Source organism: Floccifex porci (assembly GCF_009696175.1).
Classification (GTDB): Bacteria; Bacillota_I; Bacilli_A; order Erysipelotrichales; family Erysipelotrichaceae; genus Floccifex; species Floccifex porci.
This window is the reverse complement of the sequence record NZ_VUMM01000004.1, coordinates 41600-63576: the sequence shown is the minus strand read 5'-3', so window position 1 is coordinate 63576 and position 21977 is coordinate 41600. Positions and strand designations below refer to the sequence as shown.

Here is a 21977-nt window from a genome sequence, read left to right as displayed (position 1 = left end):
AATATTATAAACAAAGCGAAAGTTAAAGTCAATATGATTTGAATTGAAATCTTTCAAACTTTTAAAATTATGATATGATTAACTCATGAAAACATGTGGAATTATTGCCGAATACAATCCTTTTCATAAAGGACATATCTATCATATCCAAAAGTCAAAAGAAATCACGCAATGCGACTGTTTAATTGTCATTGTATCTTCTTTTTATTCACAAAGAGGATTGCCCAGTTTTTTATCTCGCCATGACAAAACAAAACTGGCTTTGAAATATGGTGCCAATCTGGTACTGGAACTGCCTGCCTGTTTTGCCTGTCAAAGTGCTGATTATTTTGCCAGATATGCCATTCAGTCTTTATCTGTCTTAGATATCGATTGTCTTTGTTTTGGTTCTGAATCCAATGATATAAATACTCTTCAGTCCATTTCATTAAAAGAAACCATAGATCCAAAGAAAAATATCAATCAGAATCAGAAACTGTCTTTAAAGCCAAATGACATATTAGGTTATCAATATATTCAACATTGCAAAGAATTTAAGATTCAGCCCATTTCTATTCAAAGAGAGGAAGCATTTAAAAGTGCCACACAAACAAGACTGGATGCCTATTATACAAATCAGGATTTTCAGGAATACTTTCACCTGGAACAGAATTGGAATTCCTATTATCCTTATTTGCGATATTTTCTTCAAATGAGCTCTCCTGAATCATTGGCCCAATTTCATTTAGTAAATGAAGGAATTGAATATCGTTTCATTCAGGCCAGTCATCATAAAAACTGGAACGATTTTTTAAATGCCTGTATTTCTAAAACCTATACCAAAGCTCGGATCCAAAGAACCTGTATGATGATTCTTCTACAGATTCGAAAAGAAGATATGCCTTCTTCCTTTTATGGTTGTCGTGTTTTAGGATTTGATTCCATTGGTCAAAGTCTTTTAAAAGAAAAAAAGGAGAAACCCATCTATACAAGATTTAAGGATCTGCCTTTATTTTTACAGGAAGTAGAAAGAAAATCAAAAGCTTTATATACTACATTTTCAAATATAGAAGATAGGATGATAATTTATGATCGTTATTAGTCTGATTGTCTCAGGATTCATTATTGTATATTTTGTTTATTTTCCACCCATTCCCAAACGAAAGAAAGTATACGACTATGCCATTGTTTTAGGCTGTCCCAATCGAAAAGATGGAAGTTTATGTACATCTCAAATTAAACGATGTAATTTAGCAATTAAAGCCTATCAGAAAGGCTATTACAAAACTATGGTCATTAGTGGAGGAGCCAATAAGAATCAATATGTAGAAAGCATAGAAATGAATCGCTATATACAGGATAAAATTTCCATTCCTTATATTTTAGAAACCCAGTCAAAAAATACATTTGAAAATTTTGAATACACTCATAAAATTATAAAAGATGCTTCTGTACTGGTCATTTCTTCCCAGACTCATATTGGAAGAGCCTGTGCCATCTGTAAAAAGTATTTTAAAGACTATTCTGGAATCTATTATCCTGAACATCGTATCAAACACATTCTAAGAGAATTTTTTGCCCGCTGGATCTATATTGGAAATGATATAAAAGATATATGTAAAAAAGGTCTGACAGTTAAGAAATCTTAACCGTTAGACCTTTTATTTCCATAATTTTTCTGGATATACCCCTTTTTCAATCAATTGAACAAATTCATTCTGAACACGTTCTTTATCTTCCAGATAAGTAATCCCAAACCAGTTGTCGTGCGTTTCTAACACTTTAACTTTTGCCTTGTTTTCTTTCAACAATTGACCCACTATTTCTGGTAATAAAAATTCTTTTGTGTTTAGATCGTATTCTGATAAATGATTTAAAAATTCTTTGAATCCATATTCCAGATATTCAATAAAATCCGGATATCCTGCCCACATATTCATACTGGCTTTATGATCCATAGTAATCCATTGTTGTACATAAGAATTATCACATACAATCTGATCCTTTATAGCTTTGATCCCTCTTGTTTCATAAATATCTGCCAGATATTCATTTTCATCTACAATACAGATACCACGAGTTACTGTACCATTTGCACTCAATGTATTTTTAAGAATAAATCCAGCCATTGCCATATTGTAGTAATCGGATTCTGATTTATTAGAAATCAGAAAATCATGAAGTTTCACAAACGCTTCTTTTCCATAGTAATCATCCGCATTGATGATCACAAATGGTTCTTTTACAACGTCTTTACAGCATAAAATTGCCTGTCCAGTTCCCCATGGCTTACTTCGTCCTTCTGGAACATTATATCCTTCAGGAATATCCTGAAGACTCTGATAAACATATTGAACTTCAATATATTTTTCAATACGATTTCCAATTTTTTCTTTAAATTCTTTTTCAATGTCTTTTCGAATGATGAAAACAACTTTATTGAACCCAGCTTCCATCGCATCATAGATTGAATAATCAATGATCAGTTCTTTATGTTTTCCCATTTCCGTTAATTGCTTAATGCCACCACCAAATCGTGAACCGATACCAGCAGCCATAATAATTAATGTAGTTTTCATTTTATCAATTCCTTTTCGTATTAAATATTATAACATATTCTATATTATATTCATGCAAACTCTTTCATTTTCAACTTTTTTGAATACTTAATGTAATAAATAATCATAATCATCGCATTTATGATCCATGTCAAAGGCCATCCTAAAAAAACGGTCACCAGAGATGGATGAAAAGAGGTTGCGATATAGAGATACAGCTGTCTCAAAAAAACAAAACAGAAGATCATAGAAACCATAGGTGCTTTTGCCTGTCCCATTCCTCTTAGGGAACCGGCAATCACATGACAGAATGGCAATGTGACATAAGCAGGAGCAAAAACAGATATCATTGTCATTCCAGCCCGTATAGCTTTGGCATCCTTTGTGAATAAAGAAACCAGGAATTCACTATGAGTATACATGATCAAAGAACCCGATACTATGATAAAACAGCACAAAGCCAATGTAACCATCAATCCTTTGCGCACTCTTTTATACAGACCGGCTCCATAATTCTGACCAGAAAATGTGGTGATGGCCATTGAGAAACTCTGAATAGGAAGTTGTAAAAACCCATCCAGTTTTACCGTTGTACTATATCCAGCTACCGCTGCAGCTCCAAAGGAAGATATATAAGATTGAACCAGTACATTGGAAAAAGAAACGATCGCATTCTGAATAGCTGCCGGAAATCCAATGGATACAATACGAGATAATATAGGAGCAGAAAATCGAATCTGTTTCCATTCCACTTTATATATTTCTTCTGTATGGGTTAATTTATAGAGTACAAGCATAGCGGACACAAACTGTGCAATGGTTGTCGCAATGGCAACTCCTGCAACTCCCAAGTCCAGTATAAGCACAAATACTAAATCCAGTATAATATTTACCACACTGGAAAACATCAGATAAATCAACGGACTCTTTGAATCCGACAGCGCTCTTAAAATACCCGATCCCATATTATATATCAGCATAAACGAAACACCGGCAAAATAAATCTGCAGATAAGTCGTTGCCAGCGGCAATACTTCCTGGGGAGATCCAATCCATACTAAAATGGGATGAGCCATTGCGATTCCAATAAGAGTAAATACAATGCACAATACAAACGTAAGGGCTAAAGATGTATGGATAGCCTGTTTCAATTCTTTAAAATTTTCACTTCCATAATATTGACTGATAATGACCCCAGCTCCTGTTGACAATCCCATAAACAATCCAACCAGCATATTGATAATCGAAGTGGATTGTCCGACTGCTGCCAAAGCATGAGAGGATATATAATTTCCAACTACATAGGAATCCACAGTATTATACAATTGCTGAAACAAGTTTCCAATTAATAGAGGGATTGAAAACAATACAATGGATTTCCATATACTTCCTTTTATTAAATCAACATCTTTCATATCACTTTCCTCAAACAAAAAGTAGAACGCCCAAGGGTTTCTACTTTTATCCCAGTGCTATATCCAGCACCATCATTAATGTAAAACCAATCATAAAACAAATGGTTGGCCAGTTTGAATGTTCCCCTTCTGACATTTCTGGCACCAGTTCTTCTACAACAACATAAAGCATTGCCCCAGCAGCAAAACTTAAAAAATATGGCAATCCAGCCAAAATCCATTTTGAAAACAGTATGGTCAAAATACTGGCAATGGGTTCTACAATTCCTGAAATGGCTCCTAATGCAAAAGCTTTATATCTGGACATTCCCAGATTTTTCAGTGGAAGAGAAAGGATTGCCCCTTCTGGAAAATTCTGAATCGCAATTCCAGCAGCCAGTACAAAAGAAGACAATAAAGACATTTCCACCTGTCCAGATAAGACACCGGCAAAAACCACACCTACAGCCATCCCTTCTGGAATGTTATGCAAAGTAACAGCCAGCATCAGTTTGGTTGTTTTCGATAAATGACTTTCCGGACCTTCTTCTTCCTGATTTATATGCATATGAGGAATCACACGATCCAGAACCAGAAGCAGAACTACCCCCAGCCATAATCCCATCAGACATGGAACAAATGAAAATTTTCCTAAATAAACAGATTCTTCAATCGATGGCAGTATCAGGCTCCAGATAGAGGCAGCTACCATAACACCACCGGCAATTCCACTCATGCATCTTGTCATAAGCGGACTGCACTTTTTTAATAAATATACACAGGATGCTCCTAAAACGGTTCCTAAAAAAGGAATCCAGATTCCTAACCAGATCATAAAGTTAGTATAATCGAATTCCTGATTTTCTACAAATGATTTACTTCATTTCTTTTATTTTTTCCCAGCTGAACTGAGGATCTCCAAAGTGTCCATAACAAGAAGTTTTTTCATAAATTGGCTTCTTCAGATCCAGTTCACGAATGATATTTCCAACTTCAAAATTAAAGTTTCTTTTAATGATTTCCAGTAATTCTTCATCACTTTGTTTACCTGTGCCAAACGTATCCACACATAAAGAAACAGGGTGGCTTTTACCAATGGCATAAGCTGCCTGCACTTCACAGCGAGAAGCCAAATGATTTGCGACAACATTTTTAGCTACGTAACGACAATAATAAGCTGCACTGCGATCAACTTTTGATGGGTCTTTTGAAGAGAAACATCCTCCTCCTATACGTCCCATTCCTCCATATGTATCACAGACAATTTTTCTTCCTGTCGTTCCAGAATCCCCAAAAGAACCCCCTACTACAAAGCTTCCAGAAGGATTGATCAGAAATTTTGTATTTTCATCGATCAACTCTGGATCCATAACTGGTAAAATCACTTCTTCCATAATTAATTTTCTTAAATCTTCCTGTGAAATGGAAGCCGAATGTTGAGTGGAAACTACAATGGTATCAATTCGTTTCACTTTGTTGTCTTTATATTCTACAGATACCTGTGTCTTTCCATCTGGTCTAATATATGGATTACCATTTTTTCTCAGACGAGTCAGCTGTAAAGCCAGCTGATGTGCATAATAAATAGGAGCAGGCAATAATTCCTTTGTTTCGTTACAGGCATACCCAAACATAATCCCCTGATCTCCAGCTCCTACTTCATCATTTTCCTGATTGATGACTGCACTGTTAATTTCTGAAGACTGTTTATTGACTTTTACAAGGACTGAATAATCTTCTGTGTAACCAATTTTTTTAATCGTATCTTTCGCGATTTTTTCATAGTCAATATGAGCTTTTGTATTGGCTTCTCCATAAATTAATACAAAATCATCTTTAATGGTCGCTTCCACTGCCATTTTACTTTCTGGATCTTGTCTTAATGCCTCATCTAAAATTGAGTCCGCAATTTTATCACAAACCTTATCTGGATGACCTTCTGTAATACTTTCACTTGTAAAAATAAAATCTTTCACGTTTATAACCTCCTTACAATAAAAAAAACGTGCGATAAGAAGCACGTAACTTGAAATATGTCTTCTTATCTATGTTAGTTGAACCACCTTGCCAACTTTTTCTGCTGACAGGTTGGTGTGAAGTCATTGAGCTAACCCTCTACTTCATCTCTTGATAATGTATATGTATTATAGCAATTTCTTTTTATATTGCAAGCATAACATATCATTTTGCATTACTATTTTTTATTGCTATTTATATTTTTATGTATTTATAATATAATAATTTTAAAGATACGTTATCAAAAAATAAAAGGAAACCAACTATGAATTACATCAAGAAATCATTTAGAAGTGTTTCATTTGATTCAGATACTTTTACAATATTGGATGGTACAACAGGTTCTTATAATCTTTGTGATATTGATAAAGTATGGATTTTGAATGAAAAAGCAAGTAAAAGAGGAAAACAGGAACCTTTTTTAGCAGTGGTTCCAAATGGTCCATTACCTGCTGGTATCTTTTCTGAGCCATATTTATTTGTAGGATTAAAAATAATAATGAAAGATGGAACAATTTGTGCTATTTATGTCTCTAAAGAAAAAACACAAGTTGGTACAGATCAATATAAAGAGGATCGAAAAGAGGCAGAAGCAATTCGTATTTGTCTTAGCAACTAACAGCCATATCAAACAAATTGATTGGATTTATTAAATACTTTTCTTTCCTGCATAATAAAAGTAAGGTTTATAAATCAAATATTCCAGAAAGAATTTAAGGGTAACATATGATTTTATAATAGGAAACAATCCAATCGTATCCAGACCAGAATTGATTCAACAAAACCGTTTTTAATAAAAACATAGTCCACTTACAATTTTGAAATAAGTGGACTATTTTGTATTACATACTTTGTACAACTTTAGTTTTTGATAAGCGATCGTGAATGGCCAGATGATCTTTTGTATAAATCACCATAAAAGAAGAAACAATTGTTAAAGCAATTCCAACAAAGGTCCAAACACTTTCCACCTGAAAGCGTATGATTAAAGTAATCATCTGCAGAAAATATCTGGAAATCACATACATTGGACATTCTAATAAAAGAATGCATGCATTACGTATCCATAATTGTTTTAATGATACAGGTGTTTCCTGTTGAGATACGATTTCAATTTTCATAATTTTCTTTCCAATTGTCTGTCCTTTAAATTTCTTATATGGAATGACAACATAATAAAGATAACTGAAGACCAGACACAATAGACCTGTAAAAAGAGCCAGCCATTTACTGTATCCTAAAGCTTCAAAAACATATAAATCAGAAAACATTTCATTGCTCTGTGTCACAAATCCATAAATCAGTACGGCAGGAAGTCCAGAAACAATTCCTCCTAAGGCCCAGTCAATCGCATAAGCCATCAGTCGATTTGTGGTTGGTGCATCTTTTCTTTGTATTCTTTTTGCCATTCTATTTCTCGCTTTCTATTCTAAAGATTGTATCCCTTTGGTGAAACGATGCAATCCTTCTATTAATTTTTCCCTTGGACAGCCACAGTTTAAACGTAAATATTTATCCATTCCATAGGTTTCTCCCTGCATAATGGCCACTTTTCCAACCTTTACAAGGGCATCCTGAACTTGTCTGGCTGAATAAGGCAATTCTGTAATGTCGATCCAGGCAAGATAGGTCGCATCCGGAATTTCAAAATGAATTTGAGGGTGATGAAGATTTAAATATTCTTTAACATACTTCATATTTTCCTTAATATAATCATTTAACTGGTCAATGTAATCATCACATTGATTGTAAGCTGTCATGGTCGCAATCATTCCAGGAAGACTCACAGAATTTAAGAAATCAACTTTACGTGTATGATGTATAAATTTTTCTCTTATATCTGAGTCTGGAAAAATACAATACGAACCAATTAATCCTGGTATATTAAATGTTTTTGAGGAAGAAGAAACCAGATATAATGAATCAAATTCATTTAAATATTTAAGGATCGGAATGTGTTTTCGATTTCTTAATTGAACATCCATATGAATTTCATCCGATACAACTGGTACATCATATTTCTTACATAACGCAATCATTCGATCCAATTCTTCTTTTGTCCAGATTCTTCCCGTTGGATTGTGTGGAGAACACAATAAAAACATAGAAGCTTCTTTTAACTGTTTTTCCAGCAATTCAAAATCAATTTCAAATCGACCTTTATTCACAGTCATTTCACATTCAATACGAATTCGATTATTATCTTCGATTACACTGAAAAAAGAATCATACATCGGTCTAAACACTACAATTTTATCTTCTGGTTTTGTCAGAAGACGAATTAATAAACTGATCGAATATAAAACACTAGGAGAATAAACGACCCAGTCTTCTTCTATTTTTGTATCGTGTCTTCTTTCAAAGAAAGAAGCAATGCTTCCTTTAAAGTCATGATGATTCCATCGGGTATATCCATATATCCCTTTCTGAATTAATGACTGTAAAGCTTCTATAACAGGTTCAGGTGCTTTAAAATCTGTATCGGATATCGAAAAAGGAAGCAGCTCTTTTTCTCCAAATCGATCTTCAATAAAATCCCATTGCGTACAATAGGTTCCCAATCGATTGTGTATTTCATCAAAATTGTATTTCATTACTTTTTCCTCACAGAATAATCATTTCTTTTGTCGTTTTATTTAAAGGAATTCCAATTCCATCATGAATCCATACATCGTCTTCAATACGAATTCCTCCAATTCCTGGAACATAAATACCTGGTTCACAGGACATCACCATATTTTCTTTTAATATCGTTTTTGATTTTGGATTTAAAATGGGATACTCACTTCCATTGTCCACTCCAATTCCATGTCCCAATCCATGATTGAAATAATCTTTATAGCCAGCCTGATCGATTACATCCCTAGCAGCTTTATCCACATCACAGGCAATGGCACCTTCTTTAATGGCTTTAATTCCAGCTAAATTAGCTTTTAGAACCGTATCATAAATCTTTGCGATTGGATCGTATGGTTGTCCAATAAAACAGATTCTTGTGATATCTGACTGATAATTTTTATACTGAATTCCAAAATCCATTAAAATCGGCTCATGTTCCTTTACACATCGACTTGTAGGTCTGCCATGAGGAAGAGCCGTTCTTTCTCCAGTGGCAACAATGGTATCAAAAGACATTTGCTGAGCTCCAGAAGAAATGGAAAAGTACTGTAGCAAAGCACTGATTTCATATTCATTCATTCCAGTATGAATTCGTTCCAGTACATTTTTATAAATTGTATCCGTAATCTCAATGGCTTCTTTTAATGTTCTGATTTCATCTTCATCCTTCACAACACGAATCAAAGAAATTTCTTCATCATATAAATGAATGGAAATATCCATCTTCTTTAACTTTTCATATTCAAATATAGAAATCTGATCCATTTCCACTCCTAAAGACTGACAACAATTCTCTTTTAAAATTTCTTTGACAACCTCTAAATAGCTTTGTCCGATTCCTAATAATCGTATTTCCAGATCCGATTCTTTTTCTTTTGCTTCCGTTAAGTAACGTCCATCCAGTATAAGATACCCTTTTTCTTTTGTGAATAAGATTTTACACCCTCCACCAGTAAGCGTATCGATATATCGTTTCATTGTTTTACTTTTTATCAATAATGCATCGACTTGTCTATCCTGCATAAATTGAAACATTTTGTTTAATCTTTTTGCCATTCTTTTTCTCCTAAAGAAAGACAAGCTTTCACTTGTCTTTTAGAAATCTAAATCTAAATCATCCAGTAATTTTGCATCTTCCTCAGAAATGGCACTATTTGATTCTGCCATATTCATAGCTTCCTGTTCCAATTCACGTTTTTCATAAATCTTAAAGAATGGATACCATACTAAAATGGATAATACCAGCTGAATCGCATTGGCAACAATTGACATTGGATCCAGATTTGTTAAATAACCTTCTAAGAATACCCCTACATAAGGTGGTGTAAAGATTGAGCATGATAACCATCCAAAATGCATCATCCAGTAAGGAATGGTTCCAATAATACCACCACAGATTACATATGGAATAAAGAAAATTGGGTTTAATACAATTGGTGCCCCAAATAAGATTGGTTCATTGATTCCAAATAAAGCTGGAATTAATGCCACACGTCCAATCTGTTTCTGTGCTTTTGATTTAGATAATAAACACCAGAATACCAGTCCAAATGTTACCCCTGTTCCTGTAAAGTTACCAAATGCTGATTCAGGTCCTGGACAGAAGAAGTGCATAGCTTCTTTTCCAGCTTGTACAGCCGCAATGTTTTCTGCTAAGAACTGTGTCGAAATTGGACTTGTTACAGGAGATAATACAGATGGGTGAATTCCAAAGAAGAACAGTAAACAACGTAACATCTGTAAGAATGTAACCGCAAATGGATTATCCATAGATCCAACTAATGGTGCTAAAATATTTGTAAAGATTAGAGGTGGCATTGTATGCAGTCCATTGATACAAATAATACGAATAATTAAAAAGAATCCAATAACAATAACAGAAATAGGAATCATTTCAAAAGAACGAGACACAAAATCAGGTACAGATTCCGGCATTTTAATTGTAAAGTTTTTCTTTTTACACCAGCGATACAATTCAACTGCCACTAAGGATGCAAAAATCGCAACGAACAGACCTTTAGGTCCTAAATATGTACGAGAAATTCCACCATCTTCTGTATATTCTACAGCCATCATCAAATACGCAATAATGGCCATGCTTACACATCCTGGAACATCCAGTTTATGTGAATTGGCTAAATGATATCCAATAATAGCGGAAACATATAAGGACATAAGAGCCATACCTACATTATATGGAATATAAATGGTATCCAGATTATTTAAGATCCATTGAGAAACAATGTTGTTTTCTCCAATCATATTTGGAATGGCTTCTGGAATCAGACAGAAACTACCAATAATCAATAATGGAGTCATCGCAACCATTGCTTTTTTAACGGCACTTAAATGAACTTCTTTATCCATTTTATTCGCAATGGGTGTTAAATATTTATTCATGAAATTTTCAAATGCTGAAAACATAATTTTTTCCTCTCTTCTCTAATACTATTTATTCATTTGCGCTTTTTTCTGAGCAATAAATACCATTTTCATTACTGTTGCCCCATCCATTTTTCCATAAGTATCTTTATCAACAATTACATATGGAATATGATAAGGTTCAATAATTGGTTTAATGGCATCCAGTTTATGTGCAATTTGTGGTCCAATAACCAAAGCATCTGTATCTTCTACTTCCGATTGAAGTAAATCAACAGGAATGGCTTTAAATGTGAATGTATTTTCATCTAGCTTTTTACTGTTTTTCACAACACGTTTCATACTATCCATCAGCATAGTTGTGGAAAACCCACCTGCACAACATAATAAAATCTTCATACTATTTCCCTTCTTTCTTTTCAAAAACATCAATTAATTTTTCAATCAGATCACGAGCCAATTGCGATGTCATATAATGATCCTGTGCATGGACCATCAATAAACTCATTTCTGGTTTATCTTCTGAATCGGACATTTCAGCTGTAATCAATTGTGTCTGAACTTTATGCGCTTCCAAATCAATTTCCTGTGCTTCTTTTAATAAAGCTCTAGCTTTATCATATTGACCTTCTGCCACCTGATTTAAAGCTTCAAACGCTTTCGCTTTACTTTCTCCTGATGATGAAATCATCATCAGAATTTTTTGCTCCGTTTCTGTCATAGTTACTCCTTCTCATAATCAATAAAATAAGAATATTGTTCATTTCCTATCTTTTCAGCCAGCAAACAAACAAGATCCAACGCGGCTTTTAAATCCTTTTCATGAACCATCGAATACGATCCATGACAATATCTAAGCGGGATTCCTATCACCAATCCAACTTTTCCATTTTCATTTAAATGGGCTAAGTTACAATCGGTTCCTCCATTTGAAAACATATCTTCCTGAAATGGAATATCATTTTCTCGGGCAATCTGTTTTACATAATTTAAGAATTTTTCATTGGGAATCATTGTCTTATCGTAATGAAGGATCATACATCCTTTTGACAATAATCGATGATTTGTATAATTTTTTACAAGCTCTGGATTGTTGGCAACATCTATTGCAATCACAATATCCGCTTTTACCTGTTCTGAAGCCGTCTTTCCTCCTCGGCATCCCACTTCTTCAGAACTGGTTGCGATAAACCATAAATCTCCAGGATTGTCGTGGACCCTTTTTATAGCCTGGCTTAAAACGGCACACCCTGTTCGATCATCCATAGCTTTTCCACACAATACGTTTCCATTTGCCATTTCAAAACATTCACTGGCAAAGGTGACCATATCGCCAATCTGGATTCCTAAAGACCGTATTTCATCCCCTGTCTCACAACCAACATCCACATACATATCTTTTACATTTCCTTTTTCATCTCTGGTTACGTTTAAGATTCCATCGATTTTCTTCTGATTCTGACAAGTAATACGCACTTTCTGCATTTCTTTACTTTTCGAAAGTACACCACCTACCGCAATCAGATAAATAAAACCATTATCGGAAATGTGTCGAACGAAGAAGCCTACTTCGTCCATATGTGCCATAAAAGCAATGGTAACTGGATTTTGAGAACATCCTTTCTTTTCAAAACAAATACTACCAAGATGATCGTATTGAATCGCATCGGCATACGATTTCATTTCTTCTCTTAGAATTTTACGAACTTCTTTTTCTCTAGCCGCAATCGCATCGGCATTGCTTAATCTTTTTAATATTTCTTTCATTAAACGGATCCTCCATCCATTTCTTTTAAAGCTACAATTAAATCTTCAAATGTATGTTGTTTAATTACTTTTTGAATCTGGTTTTTATGATTCATAAACTGAAATAACTTTTCTGTGATTTGTTTATGGATATAATCCTCTTCTTTTCTTAAACAAACCATAAAAACAATACGTACTTCTTTATTCTCATAATGAATCGGATTCTTTAATATCGTAACCGATACTAAATTCTTCTTTGAACATAGATTGATTGGATGAGCAATACTGATTCCATTCATATAAATGGTATTCATATATTGCTCTCGTTCCAGTACATAGTCTGCATAATGTTCCTGTCCATATTCACTATTTTCAATTTTTAAAGCCATTTCTTTGATCAATTTCATATAATCATTCGCATCGGAATATTCAAAAAATTCCTTACGAAATAAAGAATAAATTGTATCTTTTGTATCCGCTAATATAAAGGAATCACAATTTTCATATTGAAGCATCTGACGAATCTGTATTAAATCCAGTTCATCTAATAATTCTTTAATATGAATTACTGGAACAGAGAATTCTTTCTGTAATGGCAGAATGGTAAAAATTAAGTCCGGATCATAATTTTCAACTTCTTCCATTTGTGTAAAACTGAAAGCTTCTACATTGGCCTTTTTAAAAATTGACTCAATCTGAAGTTTAATCAGATAAGCACTTCCTCCACCCGAAGAACAGATAACCGCTATACGATTAAATCTTTCCAGTTTATTCTGTTTTTCTCTTTCCATATGTGCCGCAAAATGAGTTGCGATAAATCCTGCTTCATCATTGGTTACTTCCACATTGTATTTTTCTTTCAGCATATTTGAAAAACGAATGGAAATATTAAACAACATAGGATATCGTACACATATTTCTTTAATCAATGAATTTTTATATGAAATCTTTTTTGAAAGTCGATCAATTAATAGAGACACATGTTTAATCAATGATTTTTTAAACGTTTCATCTTTGGAAAAATCAGTATGATGAATCTGGTCGGTTTCAATTAAGAATTCTTCTATATCTTTCTGAAGCTGATCAGTAAATATCTGTGTAATTTCTTTTACTCGAACATTGTTCTTTAACAGCTCCAGTATGTCTTCAAAACTGGATTCATCCAGTTCCACCTGATAATACGCTTCAATCATTTCTTTGATTCGAATGGAAATCTTTTCAATGGATGTTCCATTTGTTTTTATAAAAGAATTCATATTCTGTGGTTTAACCAGGGCATAAAAAGAAATAATGATCAAAGAAGAAATAACTGTTTTTAATTCTGAATAATTGATCATCAGATTTTCTTTTTCAATTTGCGTAATCACAAATGAAGATATTTTGTCAAAATTATGAACCGTCTTTTTTACATACTGTTCAAAATATGGATTGTCACATAGATACACTTCCAGTAAAGCCTTTCGCTTATTTGAATCCGTACCATTCACAATCAATCCATAGTGTCTTTTTCTTTCCAGTATTAAATTATGATTCGATAACCAGATTTCTACCTGTTTCATATCTTTTTTAATACTTGCCAAAGACACTTTAAATTCTTCTGATAAATATTCCATTGTCAGATAATCCTTGCTGATTATTAAATAACAGGAAATTGCCTGAATTCTTTGACTGGCATTTAAATTGAAATCATTCTGTAAAGTCTGTACAAACTGATTCCATTTATCATAATCTGTTATTTTAAGAAGGTAACCATAATCTCTTCTGAAATTTAACTGGTATCCTCTTTGATTTGAAATCTTTGTCAAATACGATAAATCACTCTGAATCGTTCTTTTTGAAACATCATATTTATCTATAAAGAATTCAATTGTTAAATATCCATCGGCCTGAATAAAATCATTTAAGATTGAACTGAGTCTCATTTCTTGTTTCCTTTCTAGTGTCAGTATATTAAATTCAAATCGTTTATAAAAGAGTTTAATTTACACTTATCAATGCAAAAAGTAACCTTAATATTATCGTTTTGTTTCTCATTTTAAAATGAAAAATGTATCTTTTTCATTTTAAATTTTTATCTTTATACTACATACAAACAGAAAGGATAAATAATTATGAATGAAAAAAAGAAAGTTGTTTTAGTTGGATGTGGATTTGTAGGAATGAGCTTTGCGTATAGCTTGTTAATATCTGGTGGAGTGGATGAACTTGTATTAATTGATGTCAATAAAGAAAAGACAATTGGAGAAGCAATGGATCTGAACCATGGTTTACCTTATGCCAGACAAAAAATGAAGATCAAAGCCGGTGATTATAGTGACTGTAAAGATGCAGATATTGTTGTCATCACAGCAGGAGCCACTCAAAAACCCGGAGAAACACGAATTGATTTAACCGTTACCGATACAAAAATTGTAAAAAGTGTTGTATCCCAGACTATGGAAAGTGGATTTGATGGAATCTTTGTAGTTGCCTGCAATCCAGTAGATGTAATGACCTATGTTACGCAAAAAGTATCTGGACTTCCATATCATCGTGTTATTGGGACCGGTACATTGCTGGATACAGCTCGTCTTCGTTATTTCTTAAGTGAATTTTTAGAAATTTCAACGCATAATATGCATGCTTATGTAATGGGAGAACATGGAGATACTAGCTTTGTTCCATGGACACATGCTTATTTAGGAAGCAAAAAAATACTGAAAGTCTGTGAAGAAAGAAATATTACACAGGAAAAATTAGATGAAATTTATCATGATGTACAACAAGCAGGATATGAAATTGTCAACCGTAAAAAATCTACTTATTATGGAATTGGTTTAGCATTAAATCAGTTGATTCAAACAATATTTAAAGATGAAAATCGCATTTTAACAATCTCCTGTTATCAGAATGGAGAATATGGTTATAAAGGAATCTATAATGGAGTTCCTGCAGTTATCAATCGAAACGGTGTACAGGAAATGTTAGAACTTGAACTAAACAAAACCGAACAGGAACAATTTATTCATAGTTGTCAAACTCTTGAACATATTATTAAAACCGTTGTCGATCTTTTATTATAATTAAAAATGTGGTTCATTTTTAAAATGAGCCACACTTTTATTCTATAGAATAGCTATTTATGACAAACAATCTATTAAAAAGCCACTATCTGTAAATAGATAAAACAGGATATCAAAGCGAATTGACAAAACACGTCTATCATATGCTAATTAAAGATGTAAATTCTATAAAATACAAAAAAATAATTTTATACAACAAAACGAAATCTAAATAGTACTATTCTAAAATGGTGATTAAAAGAAAAATAGATTGTAAATTGTTAAGCATATCTTTATCAGACTCATATGCTGATATAAAATGCAAATCATCAACTGTTCAAGGCATAAAATATTTAACCTTAATTTACATTTCCTACATAAATCCAATCTCCTATCCATTGTTCTTTTGTAAAATTATATAAGCGTTTGTAAAGTTTCCCATTTTCCATTTTATATCTCCAATCAATAACGTCAGATCTTGGTTCAATCTGGCTGATATTTTCCTGTGCAAAAACTGGTTGAATACAAGAGAAAGAACAAACAATTGCTAAACAGATTGCATAAACTCTTTTCATATTTTTTCACTCCTTTACTATTTTCATTCCAGATTCAATGAATTCTGTTGGATTTTCGATTGGCATCACTTCTTTCCCAAATTTTAGAGAATACGTACCATCTTTATGTTTAATCAAATAACAATCTTCAGAAGAATAAGTTCCTTCTAATTCTTCAGATCGTTCAAAATATGCTTCAAAAATAATGGAATTGCTTGCCAATGGCAATAAAAACAAAAGGCATAGTATAATTTTATTTGTTTTTTTATGAATGGGTTTATTCAACAGATAGTTCACACGATACGAAAGAATGTCCTGATTTTCTCCAATCATATTACTGGAAATGACTTTTGATAGTTTTGAATGATCTTCCATTATTTTCTTTTGAACACTGATAAGAGTTTGGACATATTCCATTGTCTCATTTTCATTCAATGAATCCGTTGTCTTTTCATCCACTCGTATTTCAACATACAGATCAATATTCTTTTTTAACAGATAAACAGGTGGAAACCACCAGTAAATAATAGTAAGAAGCTTAACAATCTGTTTAAATATAAAATCATTCTGTTTTAAATGCTGGGCTTCATGTTTTAAAATGTTAGCCATTTCGATTTGTGAATATTCCTGCTCTGGGATAAAAATACATTTTTTAAATCCAATTACCATTGGTGCCGATACAGCATCACAAATATAGACATTATAATCCGGACTCACATTCTGTTGTAAAAGTTCTGACATTTTGAAACATCTTGATTTTCTTATAATTCTATCTTTAAATTTGTTTGTAACAATAAGATTTTTAATATGATTTATTAAGCCAAATCCTATTCCAGTCATCCATATAAAAAATAGAACATACATTACTTTAATTTCTGAAAACAATTCAAAATTTAAAAAATCCATTATTGGATTCATAATGACTGGTAAAGGAATTGTTTTTGTGAATGGAAATTCAACTGGAAAAATCATTCTTAAACAGATCACAATTGCCAGTATGAATAACAAATCGGCTCGGAATAAACGATAACTTTTCTTGTGTGTTAATATCAGACTGAAAAATAGAATAAATAATAAAGAAACACACAAAGTAATAAATAAAGAAGAAATACTTATATTCATACTTTCTGATTCAATTCCTTTTTCTTTTGTTCAATTAATTTTTCCAGTTTTATAATAGATTCTAAGTCATCGTTATTTTGAATAAAATGAAGTGTCAGTTCTTCAAATGTTTCTTTCTTAATAAAAGAAGATATGTATTCAGATTCAGAAATACATGGACTGTATAAACGAGCAATTGATTTTTTGTTTTTCCCAATTCCTGATACTTTAACATATCCAATGGATAATAAATGCTGAAGAACCTGTGAAACTGTATAAATACTTAATCCTTCTGTAGTTTGTGCTATTTCATTTGCTGACATCTTATGATTTTCTTTCCATAAAATATCCATAACCTGATTTTCTCTTTTTGTTAACTGTACATATTCCATCGTCTTCTCCTCCTTGAAAATTATAACAAAGCAAATATTTCTTTACAAGGTAATTTATTAACTCTTGTAATTTTTTACAATTGATATATAATGAAATTAAAGATAGCGTTATCTAAATTTAAGAAAGGAAATATGGGCAATAAAGATTTGAAACATATGGGTACGATGCAGTTATACCATTGATTGTATTCTATTTTTAACATAAATGAAAAGGAGATTTTCATGATAATGAGCGGTCGATTCAAAACCGATGACAACATCGCCTTTATCATAAGAAGAAAATTTTGATAAGAACAGCTGGAATCCATCAGCAGAATTATCAAAAGGAAAAGAAGTTTGATGTACTTTACCGAGATGATCAATGATACAAGCGTAGTGGACAAATTTAGCGATATCCACACCAATATAGTGGGTCATAAAAAAGACCACCTTTCTAGAACCTTGCCTGGCCAAAGGTGATCTATTCTCGTAATCTTGCAAGACATAAAAGTACATAGACTTATCCAACTATAAACAAAAAAATAGGACCTGGGCTATACTCTCCTTTAAAAGGACAAAGCCTTAAATTAAATAAATAGAATAAGGTTCTATTTCATTTTAACAGAAAGAGAAAGGAGCGTATGATACTTTATTCGCAAGGTACAAATGTATCATACATGTTTAAATATGAAAAATTTGATTAAAAATTTATTTTTTACATTTGCATCTCTATTTGTTATATTTTCTGCTACACCTGTCATGGCGACAGAAAACACAAATATTGAGGAAGCGGTAATTATCGATACTTTATCAGGTGAAACAAATGAATCATATGTTATTGATGAAAATGGAAATCAATTAGGAAGCCTTTCAACAGAAGTTGCCAGTGTAGAAGTCGTATATGATGGTGCATGGTCTGGAATGCGTGCTACGAATGTTCCTAGAACCATTAATGTATCTGTAATTTGTAGAGGAACAGGAATTTTCTCGGATCCAATGTATAATTGTACATTGTACGTAACGTTAACATTGTATTATAATTCAAGTACAAATTTAATCACTTCTATTGGAGCATATAATGTTTACAACTACAGTGCTCCAGGAGCACCACAAAATTCTAAAAATCCAAGATGTTCCGCATCTATTACAAATGGAGGACGTAGTGTAACCATTTACGGTTATATTGACTACACGGCTGTTTACTCACAAACATTTACAGGATCAACTACTTACTATCTATAATTTATTTATTATTTTATAAAGGAGGTGACATACATGAAACAGAATAAATTTAAATGTATTGAATTTGATGATGATAATAATAGAATTAATATTCTAATTGGTGATAAAGGTTTTGTGAACTACAAAGATATCGAAAAAGTATCTCTTTTAAATGAAGATGCTAAATTCAGAGGAAAAACTCAGCCTTTTGTACATCAGGTTTTAGGTGGTACAACGTTTTATACCATTTTCGGAGAACCAAGTTTCTATGTTGGATTAAAGATTGTTTTAAAAGATCATATAATAAAAGCTGCTTATATTTCAGATAGGACAACCAGATTCAATACTGATATTTATAAAGAAGATGTAAAAGAAGGGAACCTGATTAAACGTAAGATTGAAAAACGAATTTCATAAATCATTTCTCCTGTAGTAAATATATTACAAAAAATAAAGGAATGAACTCTTAATAAGTGGGGTCCATTCCTTTATTATTTCTCATTGAAGCCCGTGGTATGCAATGCTTCATAATAATCATCAATATAATCTATCACACGATAGCGGTTAAACAAATCTATTACGCTTTTACCATTCATTCCTTTTGCACTTTTATACTCTATAAATATCAACATAAAATGTCTGCATCCCCTTCTGTACATTCTTATATTAGAATTTATAGTCCTTCAAAGATTTTTAATCATTTAAGCTGTCTACTTGACAGGGGCGATTCATTGAGAGCTTACCATTAATATTATACAGAAAAAAGCTATTTTTTCTGTAAAGGTTGCCAAAAAGGTTGTCAAGTGTAAAAAAAACATAATAAAAAGTGCCAAATACGCTTTATTTAAAGCCTTTTGACACTTTTATTTTTCACTTGGTGGAGGTGAGGAGAGCGCGATTAAAGCACATAACTCTCGTAATCCCCTCTATTTTAAAGGATATTGACACCACCAACAGTGCCTAAAAAGTACTACATACGATTGAAACGGTATGGAGAATTAATCAAATGTTAGTCAAAAAAAATAAACTGAAACAAGCCTATAATAACCTGAACTCTTATGATAAAAATCATAATACTTTATTCTTTATATTTTTGTAGAAATGATATTCCAGCCCATTTTATACATCCTATCACAATTCCAATTATCCATATGAATAATAAAACATACACCACTTTAAATTGTTGTGAAAACAATTCAAAATTTAAAAAATCCATTATTGGATTCATAATGACTGGTAAAGGAATTGTTTTTGTGAATGGAAATTCAACTGGAAAAATCATTCTTAAACAGATCACAATTGCCAGTATGAATAACAGATCAGCTCGAAATAAACGATAACTTTTCTTGTGTGTTAATATCATACTGAAAAATAGAATAAATAATAAAGAAACACACAAAGTAATAAATAAAGAAGAAATACTTATATTCATACTTTCTGATTCAATTCCTTTTTCTTTTGTTCAATTAATTTTTCCAGTTTTATAATAGATTCTAAGTCATCGTTATTTTGAATAAAATGAAGTGTCAGTTCTTCAAATGTTTCTTTCTTAATAAAAGAAGATATGTATTCAGATTCAGAAATACATGGACTGTATAAACGAGCAATTGATTTTTTGTTTTTCCCAATTCCCGATACTTTAACATATCCAATAGATAATAAATGCTGAAGAACCTGTGAAACTGTATAAATACTTAATCCTTCTGTAGTTTGTGCTATTTCATTTGCTGACATCTCATGATTTTCTTTCCATAAAATATCCATAACCTGATTTTCTCTTTTTGTTAACTGTATATATTCCATCGGCTTCTCCTCCTTAAAAATTATAGCAAAGCAAACATTTATTTACAAGTTATGTTATATTATTAACTCTTGTATTTTTTTACAATTGATATATAATGAAATTAAAGATAACGTTATCTATATTTAAGAAAGGTGATATATACGAACAATAAAAATCAAAAAATGGTTAATAATACAAAAAAAATTTAAGAAATCATGAATATGGGTATTTTAATATTGTAATAGTCTACTTCAAATAATTTTTCTACTTTATTTTTTGATAATCAAGTCTTTAAAATAAATCATATAATGACCTGATTGTAGTTTGTATATTATTACTTTGATACTTTTAAAAGGAGACCAATTATGAAAAAAAAGAATCGTATTTTCGGCATTTTATCTGCATTGACATTGATTATTGCCATTTCTACATGTATGACATTTGCTGCTTCAGGAAGAAAATTAATTTCAAAATCAATAAGTGGTTCATATTATACAAATAATAGTTTAAGATATTCCTTTAGTGCAACGGCTGGAATCAGTTATACAAATGATGTTATATATGCAATATCTGATTTATCTTTCAGTCAAGTAACCATCACTTCAACAATTTTAGGTAATACCGGTACCGTTGTTCCAAGACAAATTAGTAAAACATATTCAGGTAGCTCTGCAACTTACGTTGTTCAAGTTACTAGAACTGCTCAAGGGGTGTACAGTGATAAAGTTAATTATACATTAGTATATAGAGTATCTGATGCAGGAACTCCATATAGTTTAAACCCTACAGACGAAATAACAATAGAAATAATCGAAAGTGAACCTTACGACATAATATGGTATGATTAAGAAAAAGGAGACAAAGATTATGAAAAATATTGTGATTGATAATAATAATTTCACGATATTAGAAGGAACAAAAGGAGTTTATCCTATCTCTGATATTGTGAAGATGAGTATTGTTTGTGAAGATGCTCGTTATAAAGGAAAAACCGATCCTTTTAAACATCTGGTGTTGGATGGTAAAGTTCAAATGGGCTGGTTAGATCTTCCAAAATTTTATATTGGAATTCAATTTGAAATGAAAGATGGTTCTCATTTAGCTTTGTATATATCCGATCATCCGGTTCAGTTTGAACGTGGTTCTTATTTTGAAGAAAAACAGGAAGCACAACAAATTATAGACACAATAAAAAGAAGCATGTAAATGCTT

General features: G+C 32.0%; 27 protein-coding genes and 1 riboswitch. Of the genes, 9 read left to right on the top strand and 18 right to left on the bottom strand.

All coding sequences use genetic code 11. The features are described from left to right. The first annotated feature begins 85 nt into the window (after positions 1-85). The gene (locus tag FYJ50_RS03700) at positions 86-1081 is read left to right on the top strand and encodes a nucleotidyltransferase family protein (RefSeq protein WP_154459680.1); all 996 of its coding nucleotides are present in this window, start codon (positions 86-88) and stop codon (positions 1079-1081) included. Then, the gene (locus tag FYJ50_RS03695; protein WP_154459679.1) at positions 1068-1628 is read left to right on the top strand and encodes a YdcF family protein; all 561 of its coding nucleotides are present in this window, start codon (positions 1068-1070) and stop codon (positions 1626-1628) included. Before FYJ50_RS03700 ends, FYJ50_RS03695 begins: the two co-directional genes overlap by 14 nt. 12 nt (positions 1629-1640) lie before the next feature. Here the strand turns inward: FYJ50_RS03695 and FYJ50_RS03690 are convergent, their stop codons facing one another. The 4 genes from FYJ50_RS03690 to metK are packed head-to-tail and all read right to left on the bottom strand — an operon-like array spanning position 1641 to position 5907. Continuing rightward, positions 1641-2558, bottom strand: a complete 918-nt coding sequence (locus tag FYJ50_RS03690; protein ID WP_154459678.1) for a nucleotidyltransferase family protein — start codon at positions 2556-2558, stop codon at positions 1641-1643. 50 nt (positions 2559-2608) lie between these two features. Next, positions 2609-3952 (bottom strand): MATE family efflux transporter, encoded by a 1344-nt coding sequence (locus FYJ50_RS03685; RefSeq protein ID WP_154459677.1) that lies wholly within the window; start codon positions 3950-3952, stop codon positions 2609-2611. Between the two features lie 46 nt (positions 3953-3998). After that, complete coding sequence (locus FYJ50_RS03680; protein ID WP_154459676.1) at positions 3999-4766, bottom strand: ZIP family metal transporter; 768 nt, start codon at positions 4764-4766, stop codon at positions 3999-4001. Positions 4767-4806: 40 nt separating this feature from the next. After that, positions 4807-5907 carry a methionine adenosyltransferase gene (metK, locus tag FYJ50_RS03675; protein ID WP_338082992.1) on the bottom strand — a complete coding sequence of 367 codons (1101 nt, stop codon included), beginning with the start codon at positions 5905-5907 and terminating at the stop codon, positions 4807-4809. A gap of 36 nt (positions 5908-5943) precedes the next feature. Next, a riboswitch (SAM-I-IV-variant riboswitch) is annotated at positions 5944-6070 on the bottom strand. A 142-nt stretch (positions 6071-6212) separates the two neighbouring features. Between metK and FYJ50_RS03670 the strand changes: the two genes are divergently transcribed. After that, entirely contained in the window at positions 6213-6566 is a 354-nt protein-coding gene (locus tag FYJ50_RS03670; RefSeq protein ID WP_154459675.1) for a hypothetical protein, read from the top strand. Positions 6567-6789: 223 nt separating this feature from the next. Here FYJ50_RS03670 and FYJ50_RS03665 read toward each other — a convergent pair whose 3' ends face one another. Genes FYJ50_RS03665 through FYJ50_RS03630 form a run of 8 tightly spaced genes read right to left on the bottom strand, consistent with a single transcriptional unit; the run spans position 6790 to position 14616 of the window. After that, positions 6790-7356, bottom strand: coding sequence for an RDD family protein (locus FYJ50_RS03665; RefSeq protein WP_154459674.1), 567 nt, complete (start codon positions 7354-7356; stop codon positions 6790-6792). Between the two features lie 15 nt (positions 7357-7371). Continuing rightward, a complete protein-coding gene (locus FYJ50_RS03660; RefSeq protein WP_154459673.1) occupies positions 7372-8541 on the bottom strand; it encodes a MalY/PatB family protein in 1170 nt (389 codons plus the stop codon). A 10-nt stretch (positions 8542-8551) separates the two neighbouring features. After that, the gene (locus tag FYJ50_RS03655; protein WP_154459672.1) at positions 8552-9622 is read right to left on the bottom strand and encodes an aminopeptidase P family protein; all 1071 of its coding nucleotides are present in this window, start codon (positions 9620-9622) and stop codon (positions 8552-8554) included. A gap of 39 nt (positions 9623-9661) precedes the next feature. Further along, the gene (locus FYJ50_RS03650) at positions 9662-10990 is read right to left on the bottom strand and encodes a PTS sugar transporter subunit IIC (protein WP_154459671.1); all 1329 of its coding nucleotides are present in this window, start codon (positions 10988-10990) and stop codon (positions 9662-9664) included. Positions 10991-11014: 24 nt separating this feature from the next. Continuing rightward, on the bottom strand, positions 11015-11347 hold the full coding sequence (locus FYJ50_RS03645) for a PTS sugar transporter subunit IIB (RefSeq protein WP_154459670.1): 333 nt from the start codon (positions 11345-11347) through the stop codon (positions 11015-11017). A 1-nt stretch (position 11348) separates the two neighbouring features. Then, the gene (locus tag FYJ50_RS03640) at positions 11349-11669 is read right to left on the bottom strand and encodes a PTS lactose/cellobiose transporter subunit IIA (RefSeq protein ID WP_154459669.1); all 321 of its coding nucleotides are present in this window, start codon (positions 11667-11669) and stop codon (positions 11349-11351) included. A 2-nt stretch (positions 11670-11671) separates the two neighbouring features. Continuing rightward, positions 11672-12715 (bottom strand): aminopeptidase, encoded by a 1044-nt coding sequence (gene ypdE, locus FYJ50_RS03635; protein ID WP_154459668.1) that lies wholly within the window; start codon positions 12713-12715, stop codon positions 11672-11674. Continuing rightward, positions 12715-14616, bottom strand: a complete 1902-nt coding sequence (locus FYJ50_RS03630; protein ID WP_154459667.1) for a BglG family transcription antiterminator — start codon at positions 14614-14616, stop codon at positions 12715-12717. The genes ypdE and FYJ50_RS03630 overlap by 1 nt, the downstream gene beginning before the upstream one ends. Before the next feature lie 189 nt (positions 14617-14805). On the opposite strand from FYJ50_RS03630, the gene FYJ50_RS03625 reads away from it, so the two are divergent. Continuing rightward, entirely contained in the window at positions 14806-15756 is a 951-nt protein-coding gene (locus tag FYJ50_RS03625; protein ID WP_154459666.1) for an L-lactate dehydrogenase, read from the top strand. A 338-nt stretch (positions 15757-16094) separates the two neighbouring features. Here the strand turns inward: FYJ50_RS03625 and FYJ50_RS03620 are convergent, their stop codons facing one another. The 4 genes from FYJ50_RS03620 to FYJ50_RS03605 all read right to left on the bottom strand — a co-directional run bounded on the left by FYJ50_RS03620 (position 16095) and on the right by FYJ50_RS03605 (position 18199). Then, positions 16095-16310 carry a hypothetical protein gene (locus FYJ50_RS03620; RefSeq protein WP_154459665.1) on the bottom strand — a complete coding sequence of 72 codons (216 nt, stop codon included), beginning with the start codon at positions 16308-16310 and terminating at the stop codon, positions 16095-16097. Between the two features lie 6 nt (positions 16311-16316). Further along, positions 16317-17411 (bottom strand): M56 family metallopeptidase, encoded by a 1095-nt coding sequence (locus FYJ50_RS03615; RefSeq protein WP_154459664.1) that lies wholly within the window; start codon positions 17409-17411, stop codon positions 16317-16319. Beyond that, a complete protein-coding gene (locus tag FYJ50_RS03610) occupies positions 17408-17782 on the bottom strand; it encodes a BlaI/MecI/CopY family transcriptional regulator (RefSeq protein ID WP_154459663.1) in 375 nt (124 codons plus the stop codon). The genes FYJ50_RS03615 and FYJ50_RS03610 overlap by 4 nt, the downstream gene beginning before the upstream one ends. Positions 17783-17953: 171 nt before the next feature. Then, entirely contained in the window at positions 17954-18199 is a 246-nt protein-coding gene (locus FYJ50_RS03605; RefSeq protein ID WP_205946408.1) for an IS110 family transposase, read from the bottom strand. Between the two features lie 321 nt (positions 18200-18520). Here FYJ50_RS03605 and FYJ50_RS03600 point away from each other — a divergent pair, with 321 nt between their 5' ends. Next, positions 18521-19003, top strand: coding sequence for a hypothetical protein (locus tag FYJ50_RS03600; RefSeq protein ID WP_154459661.1), 483 nt, complete (start codon positions 18521-18523; stop codon positions 19001-19003). A gap of 33 nt (positions 19004-19036) precedes the next feature. After that, positions 19037-19399: a hypothetical protein gene (locus FYJ50_RS03595; RefSeq protein ID WP_154459258.1), complete on the top strand. Its 363-nt coding sequence runs from the start codon at positions 19037-19039 to the stop codon at positions 19397-19399. Positions 19400-19473: 74 nt separating this feature from the next. Here FYJ50_RS03595 and FYJ50_RS10885 read toward each other — a convergent pair whose 3' ends face one another. Continuing rightward, positions 19474-19614, bottom strand: coding sequence for a DUF3791 domain-containing protein (locus FYJ50_RS10885; RefSeq protein ID WP_154459723.1), 141 nt, complete (start codon positions 19612-19614; stop codon positions 19474-19476). Positions 19615-20133: 519 nt separating this feature from the next. On the opposite strand from FYJ50_RS10885, the gene FYJ50_RS03585 reads away from it, so the two are divergent. Then, positions 20134-20322 carry a hypothetical protein gene (locus FYJ50_RS03585; RefSeq protein ID WP_154459660.1) on the top strand — a complete coding sequence of 63 codons (189 nt, stop codon included), beginning with the start codon at positions 20134-20136 and terminating at the stop codon, positions 20320-20322. A gap of 88 nt (positions 20323-20410) precedes the next feature. Here FYJ50_RS03585 and FYJ50_RS03580 read toward each other — a convergent pair whose 3' ends face one another. Further along, positions 20411-20785 (bottom strand): BlaI/MecI/CopY family transcriptional regulator, encoded by a 375-nt coding sequence (locus FYJ50_RS03580; RefSeq protein WP_154459659.1) that lies wholly within the window; start codon positions 20783-20785, stop codon positions 20411-20413. Between the two features lie 345 nt (positions 20786-21130). On the opposite strand from FYJ50_RS03580, the gene FYJ50_RS03575 reads away from it, so the two are divergent. Beyond that, the gene (locus FYJ50_RS03575) at positions 21131-21613 is read left to right on the top strand and encodes a hypothetical protein (protein ID WP_154459658.1); all 483 of its coding nucleotides are present in this window, start codon (positions 21131-21133) and stop codon (positions 21611-21613) included. Positions 21614-21632: 19 nt separating this feature from the next. Continuing rightward, entirely contained in the window at positions 21633-21971 is a 339-nt protein-coding gene (locus FYJ50_RS03570) for a hypothetical protein (RefSeq protein ID WP_154459657.1), read from the top strand. Positions 21972-21977 lie beyond the last annotated feature (6 nt).

What these genes read in the sequence shown, in the direction of transcription:
- FYJ50_RS03700 (WP_154459680.1), top strand. Translation starts at nt 86, where the DNA reads ATGAAAACATGTGGAATTATTGCCGAATACAATCCTTTTCATAAAGGA.
- FYJ50_RS03695 (WP_154459679.1), top strand. Translation starts at nt 1,068, where the DNA reads ATGATCGTTATTAGTCTGATTGTCTCAGGATTCATTATTGTATATTTT.
- FYJ50_RS03690 (WP_154459678.1), bottom strand. Translation starts at nt 2,558, where the DNA reads ATGAAAACTACATTAATTATTATGGCTGCTGGTATCGGTTCACGATTT.
- FYJ50_RS03685 (WP_154459677.1), bottom strand. Translation starts at nt 3,952, where the DNA reads ATGAAAGATGTTGATTTAATAAAAGGAAGTATATGGAAATCCATTGTA.
- FYJ50_RS03680 (WP_154459676.1), bottom strand. Translation starts at nt 4,766, where the DNA reads ATGATCTGGTTAGGAATCTGGATTCCTTTTTTAGGAACCGTTTTAGGA.
- FYJ50_RS03670 (WP_154459675.1), top strand. Translation starts at nt 6,213, where the DNA reads ATGAATTACATCAAGAAATCATTTAGAAGTGTTTCATTTGATTCAGAT.
- FYJ50_RS03665 (WP_154459674.1), bottom strand. Translation starts at nt 7,356, where the DNA reads ATGGCAAAAAGAATACAAAGAAAAGATGCACCAACCACAAATCGACTG.
- FYJ50_RS03660 (WP_154459673.1), bottom strand. Translation starts at nt 8,541, where the DNA reads ATGAAATACAATTTTGATGAAATACACAATCGATTGGGAACCTATTGT.
- FYJ50_RS03655 (WP_154459672.1), bottom strand. Translation starts at nt 9,622, where the DNA reads ATGGCAAAAAGATTAAACAAAATGTTTCAATTTATGCAGGATAGACAA.
- FYJ50_RS03650 (WP_154459671.1), bottom strand. Translation starts at nt 10,990, where the DNA reads ATGTTTTCAGCATTTGAAAATTTCATGAATAAATATTTAACACCCATT.
- FYJ50_RS03645 (WP_154459670.1), bottom strand. Translation starts at nt 11,347, where the DNA reads ATGAAGATTTTATTATGTTGTGCAGGTGGGTTTTCCACAACTATGCTG.
- FYJ50_RS03640 (WP_154459669.1), bottom strand. Translation starts at nt 11,669, where the DNA reads ATGACAGAAACGGAGCAAAAAATTCTGATGATGATTTCATCATCAGGA.
- ypdE (WP_154459668.1), bottom strand. Translation starts at nt 12,715, where the DNA reads ATGAAAGAAATATTAAAAAGATTAAGCAATGCCGATGCGATTGCGGCT.
- FYJ50_RS03630 (WP_154459667.1), bottom strand. Translation starts at nt 14,616, where the DNA reads ATGAGACTCAGTTCAATCTTAAATGATTTTATTCAGGCCGATGGATAT.
- FYJ50_RS03625 (WP_154459666.1), top strand. Translation starts at nt 14,806, where the DNA reads ATGAATGAAAAAAAGAAAGTTGTTTTAGTTGGATGTGGATTTGTAGGA.
- FYJ50_RS03620 (WP_154459665.1), bottom strand. Translation starts at nt 16,310, where the DNA reads ATGAAAAGAGTTTATGCAATCTGTTTAGCAATTGTTTGTTCTTTCTCT.
- FYJ50_RS03615 (WP_154459664.1), bottom strand. Translation starts at nt 17,411, where the DNA reads ATGAATATAAGTATTTCTTCTTTATTTATTACTTTGTGTGTTTCTTTA.
- FYJ50_RS03610 (WP_154459663.1), bottom strand. Translation starts at nt 17,782, where the DNA reads ATGGAATATGTACAGTTAACAAAAAGAGAAAATCAGGTTATGGATATT.
- FYJ50_RS03605 (WP_205946408.1), bottom strand. Translation starts at nt 18,199, where the DNA reads ATGACCCACTATATTGGTGTGGATATCGCTAAATTTGTCCACTACGCT.
- FYJ50_RS03600 (WP_154459661.1), top strand. Translation starts at nt 18,521, where the DNA reads ATGGCGACAGAAAACACAAATATTGAGGAAGCGGTAATTATCGATACT.
- FYJ50_RS03595 (WP_154459258.1), top strand. Translation starts at nt 19,037, where the DNA reads ATGAAACAGAATAAATTTAAATGTATTGAATTTGATGATGATAATAAT.
- FYJ50_RS10885 (WP_154459723.1), bottom strand. Translation starts at nt 19,614, where the DNA reads ATGTTGATATTTATAGAGTATAAAAGTGCAAAAGGAATGAATGGTAAA.
- FYJ50_RS03585 (WP_154459660.1), top strand. Translation starts at nt 20,134, where the DNA reads ATGAATAATAAAACATACACCACTTTAAATTGTTGTGAAAACAATTCA.
- FYJ50_RS03580 (WP_154459659.1), bottom strand. Translation starts at nt 20,785, where the DNA reads ATGGAATATATACAGTTAACAAAAAGAGAAAATCAGGTTATGGATATT.
- FYJ50_RS03575 (WP_154459658.1), top strand. Translation starts at nt 21,131, where the DNA reads ATGAAAAAAAAGAATCGTATTTTCGGCATTTTATCTGCATTGACATTG.
- FYJ50_RS03570 (WP_154459657.1), top strand. Translation starts at nt 21,633, where the DNA reads ATGAAAAATATTGTGATTGATAATAATAATTTCACGATATTAGAAGGA.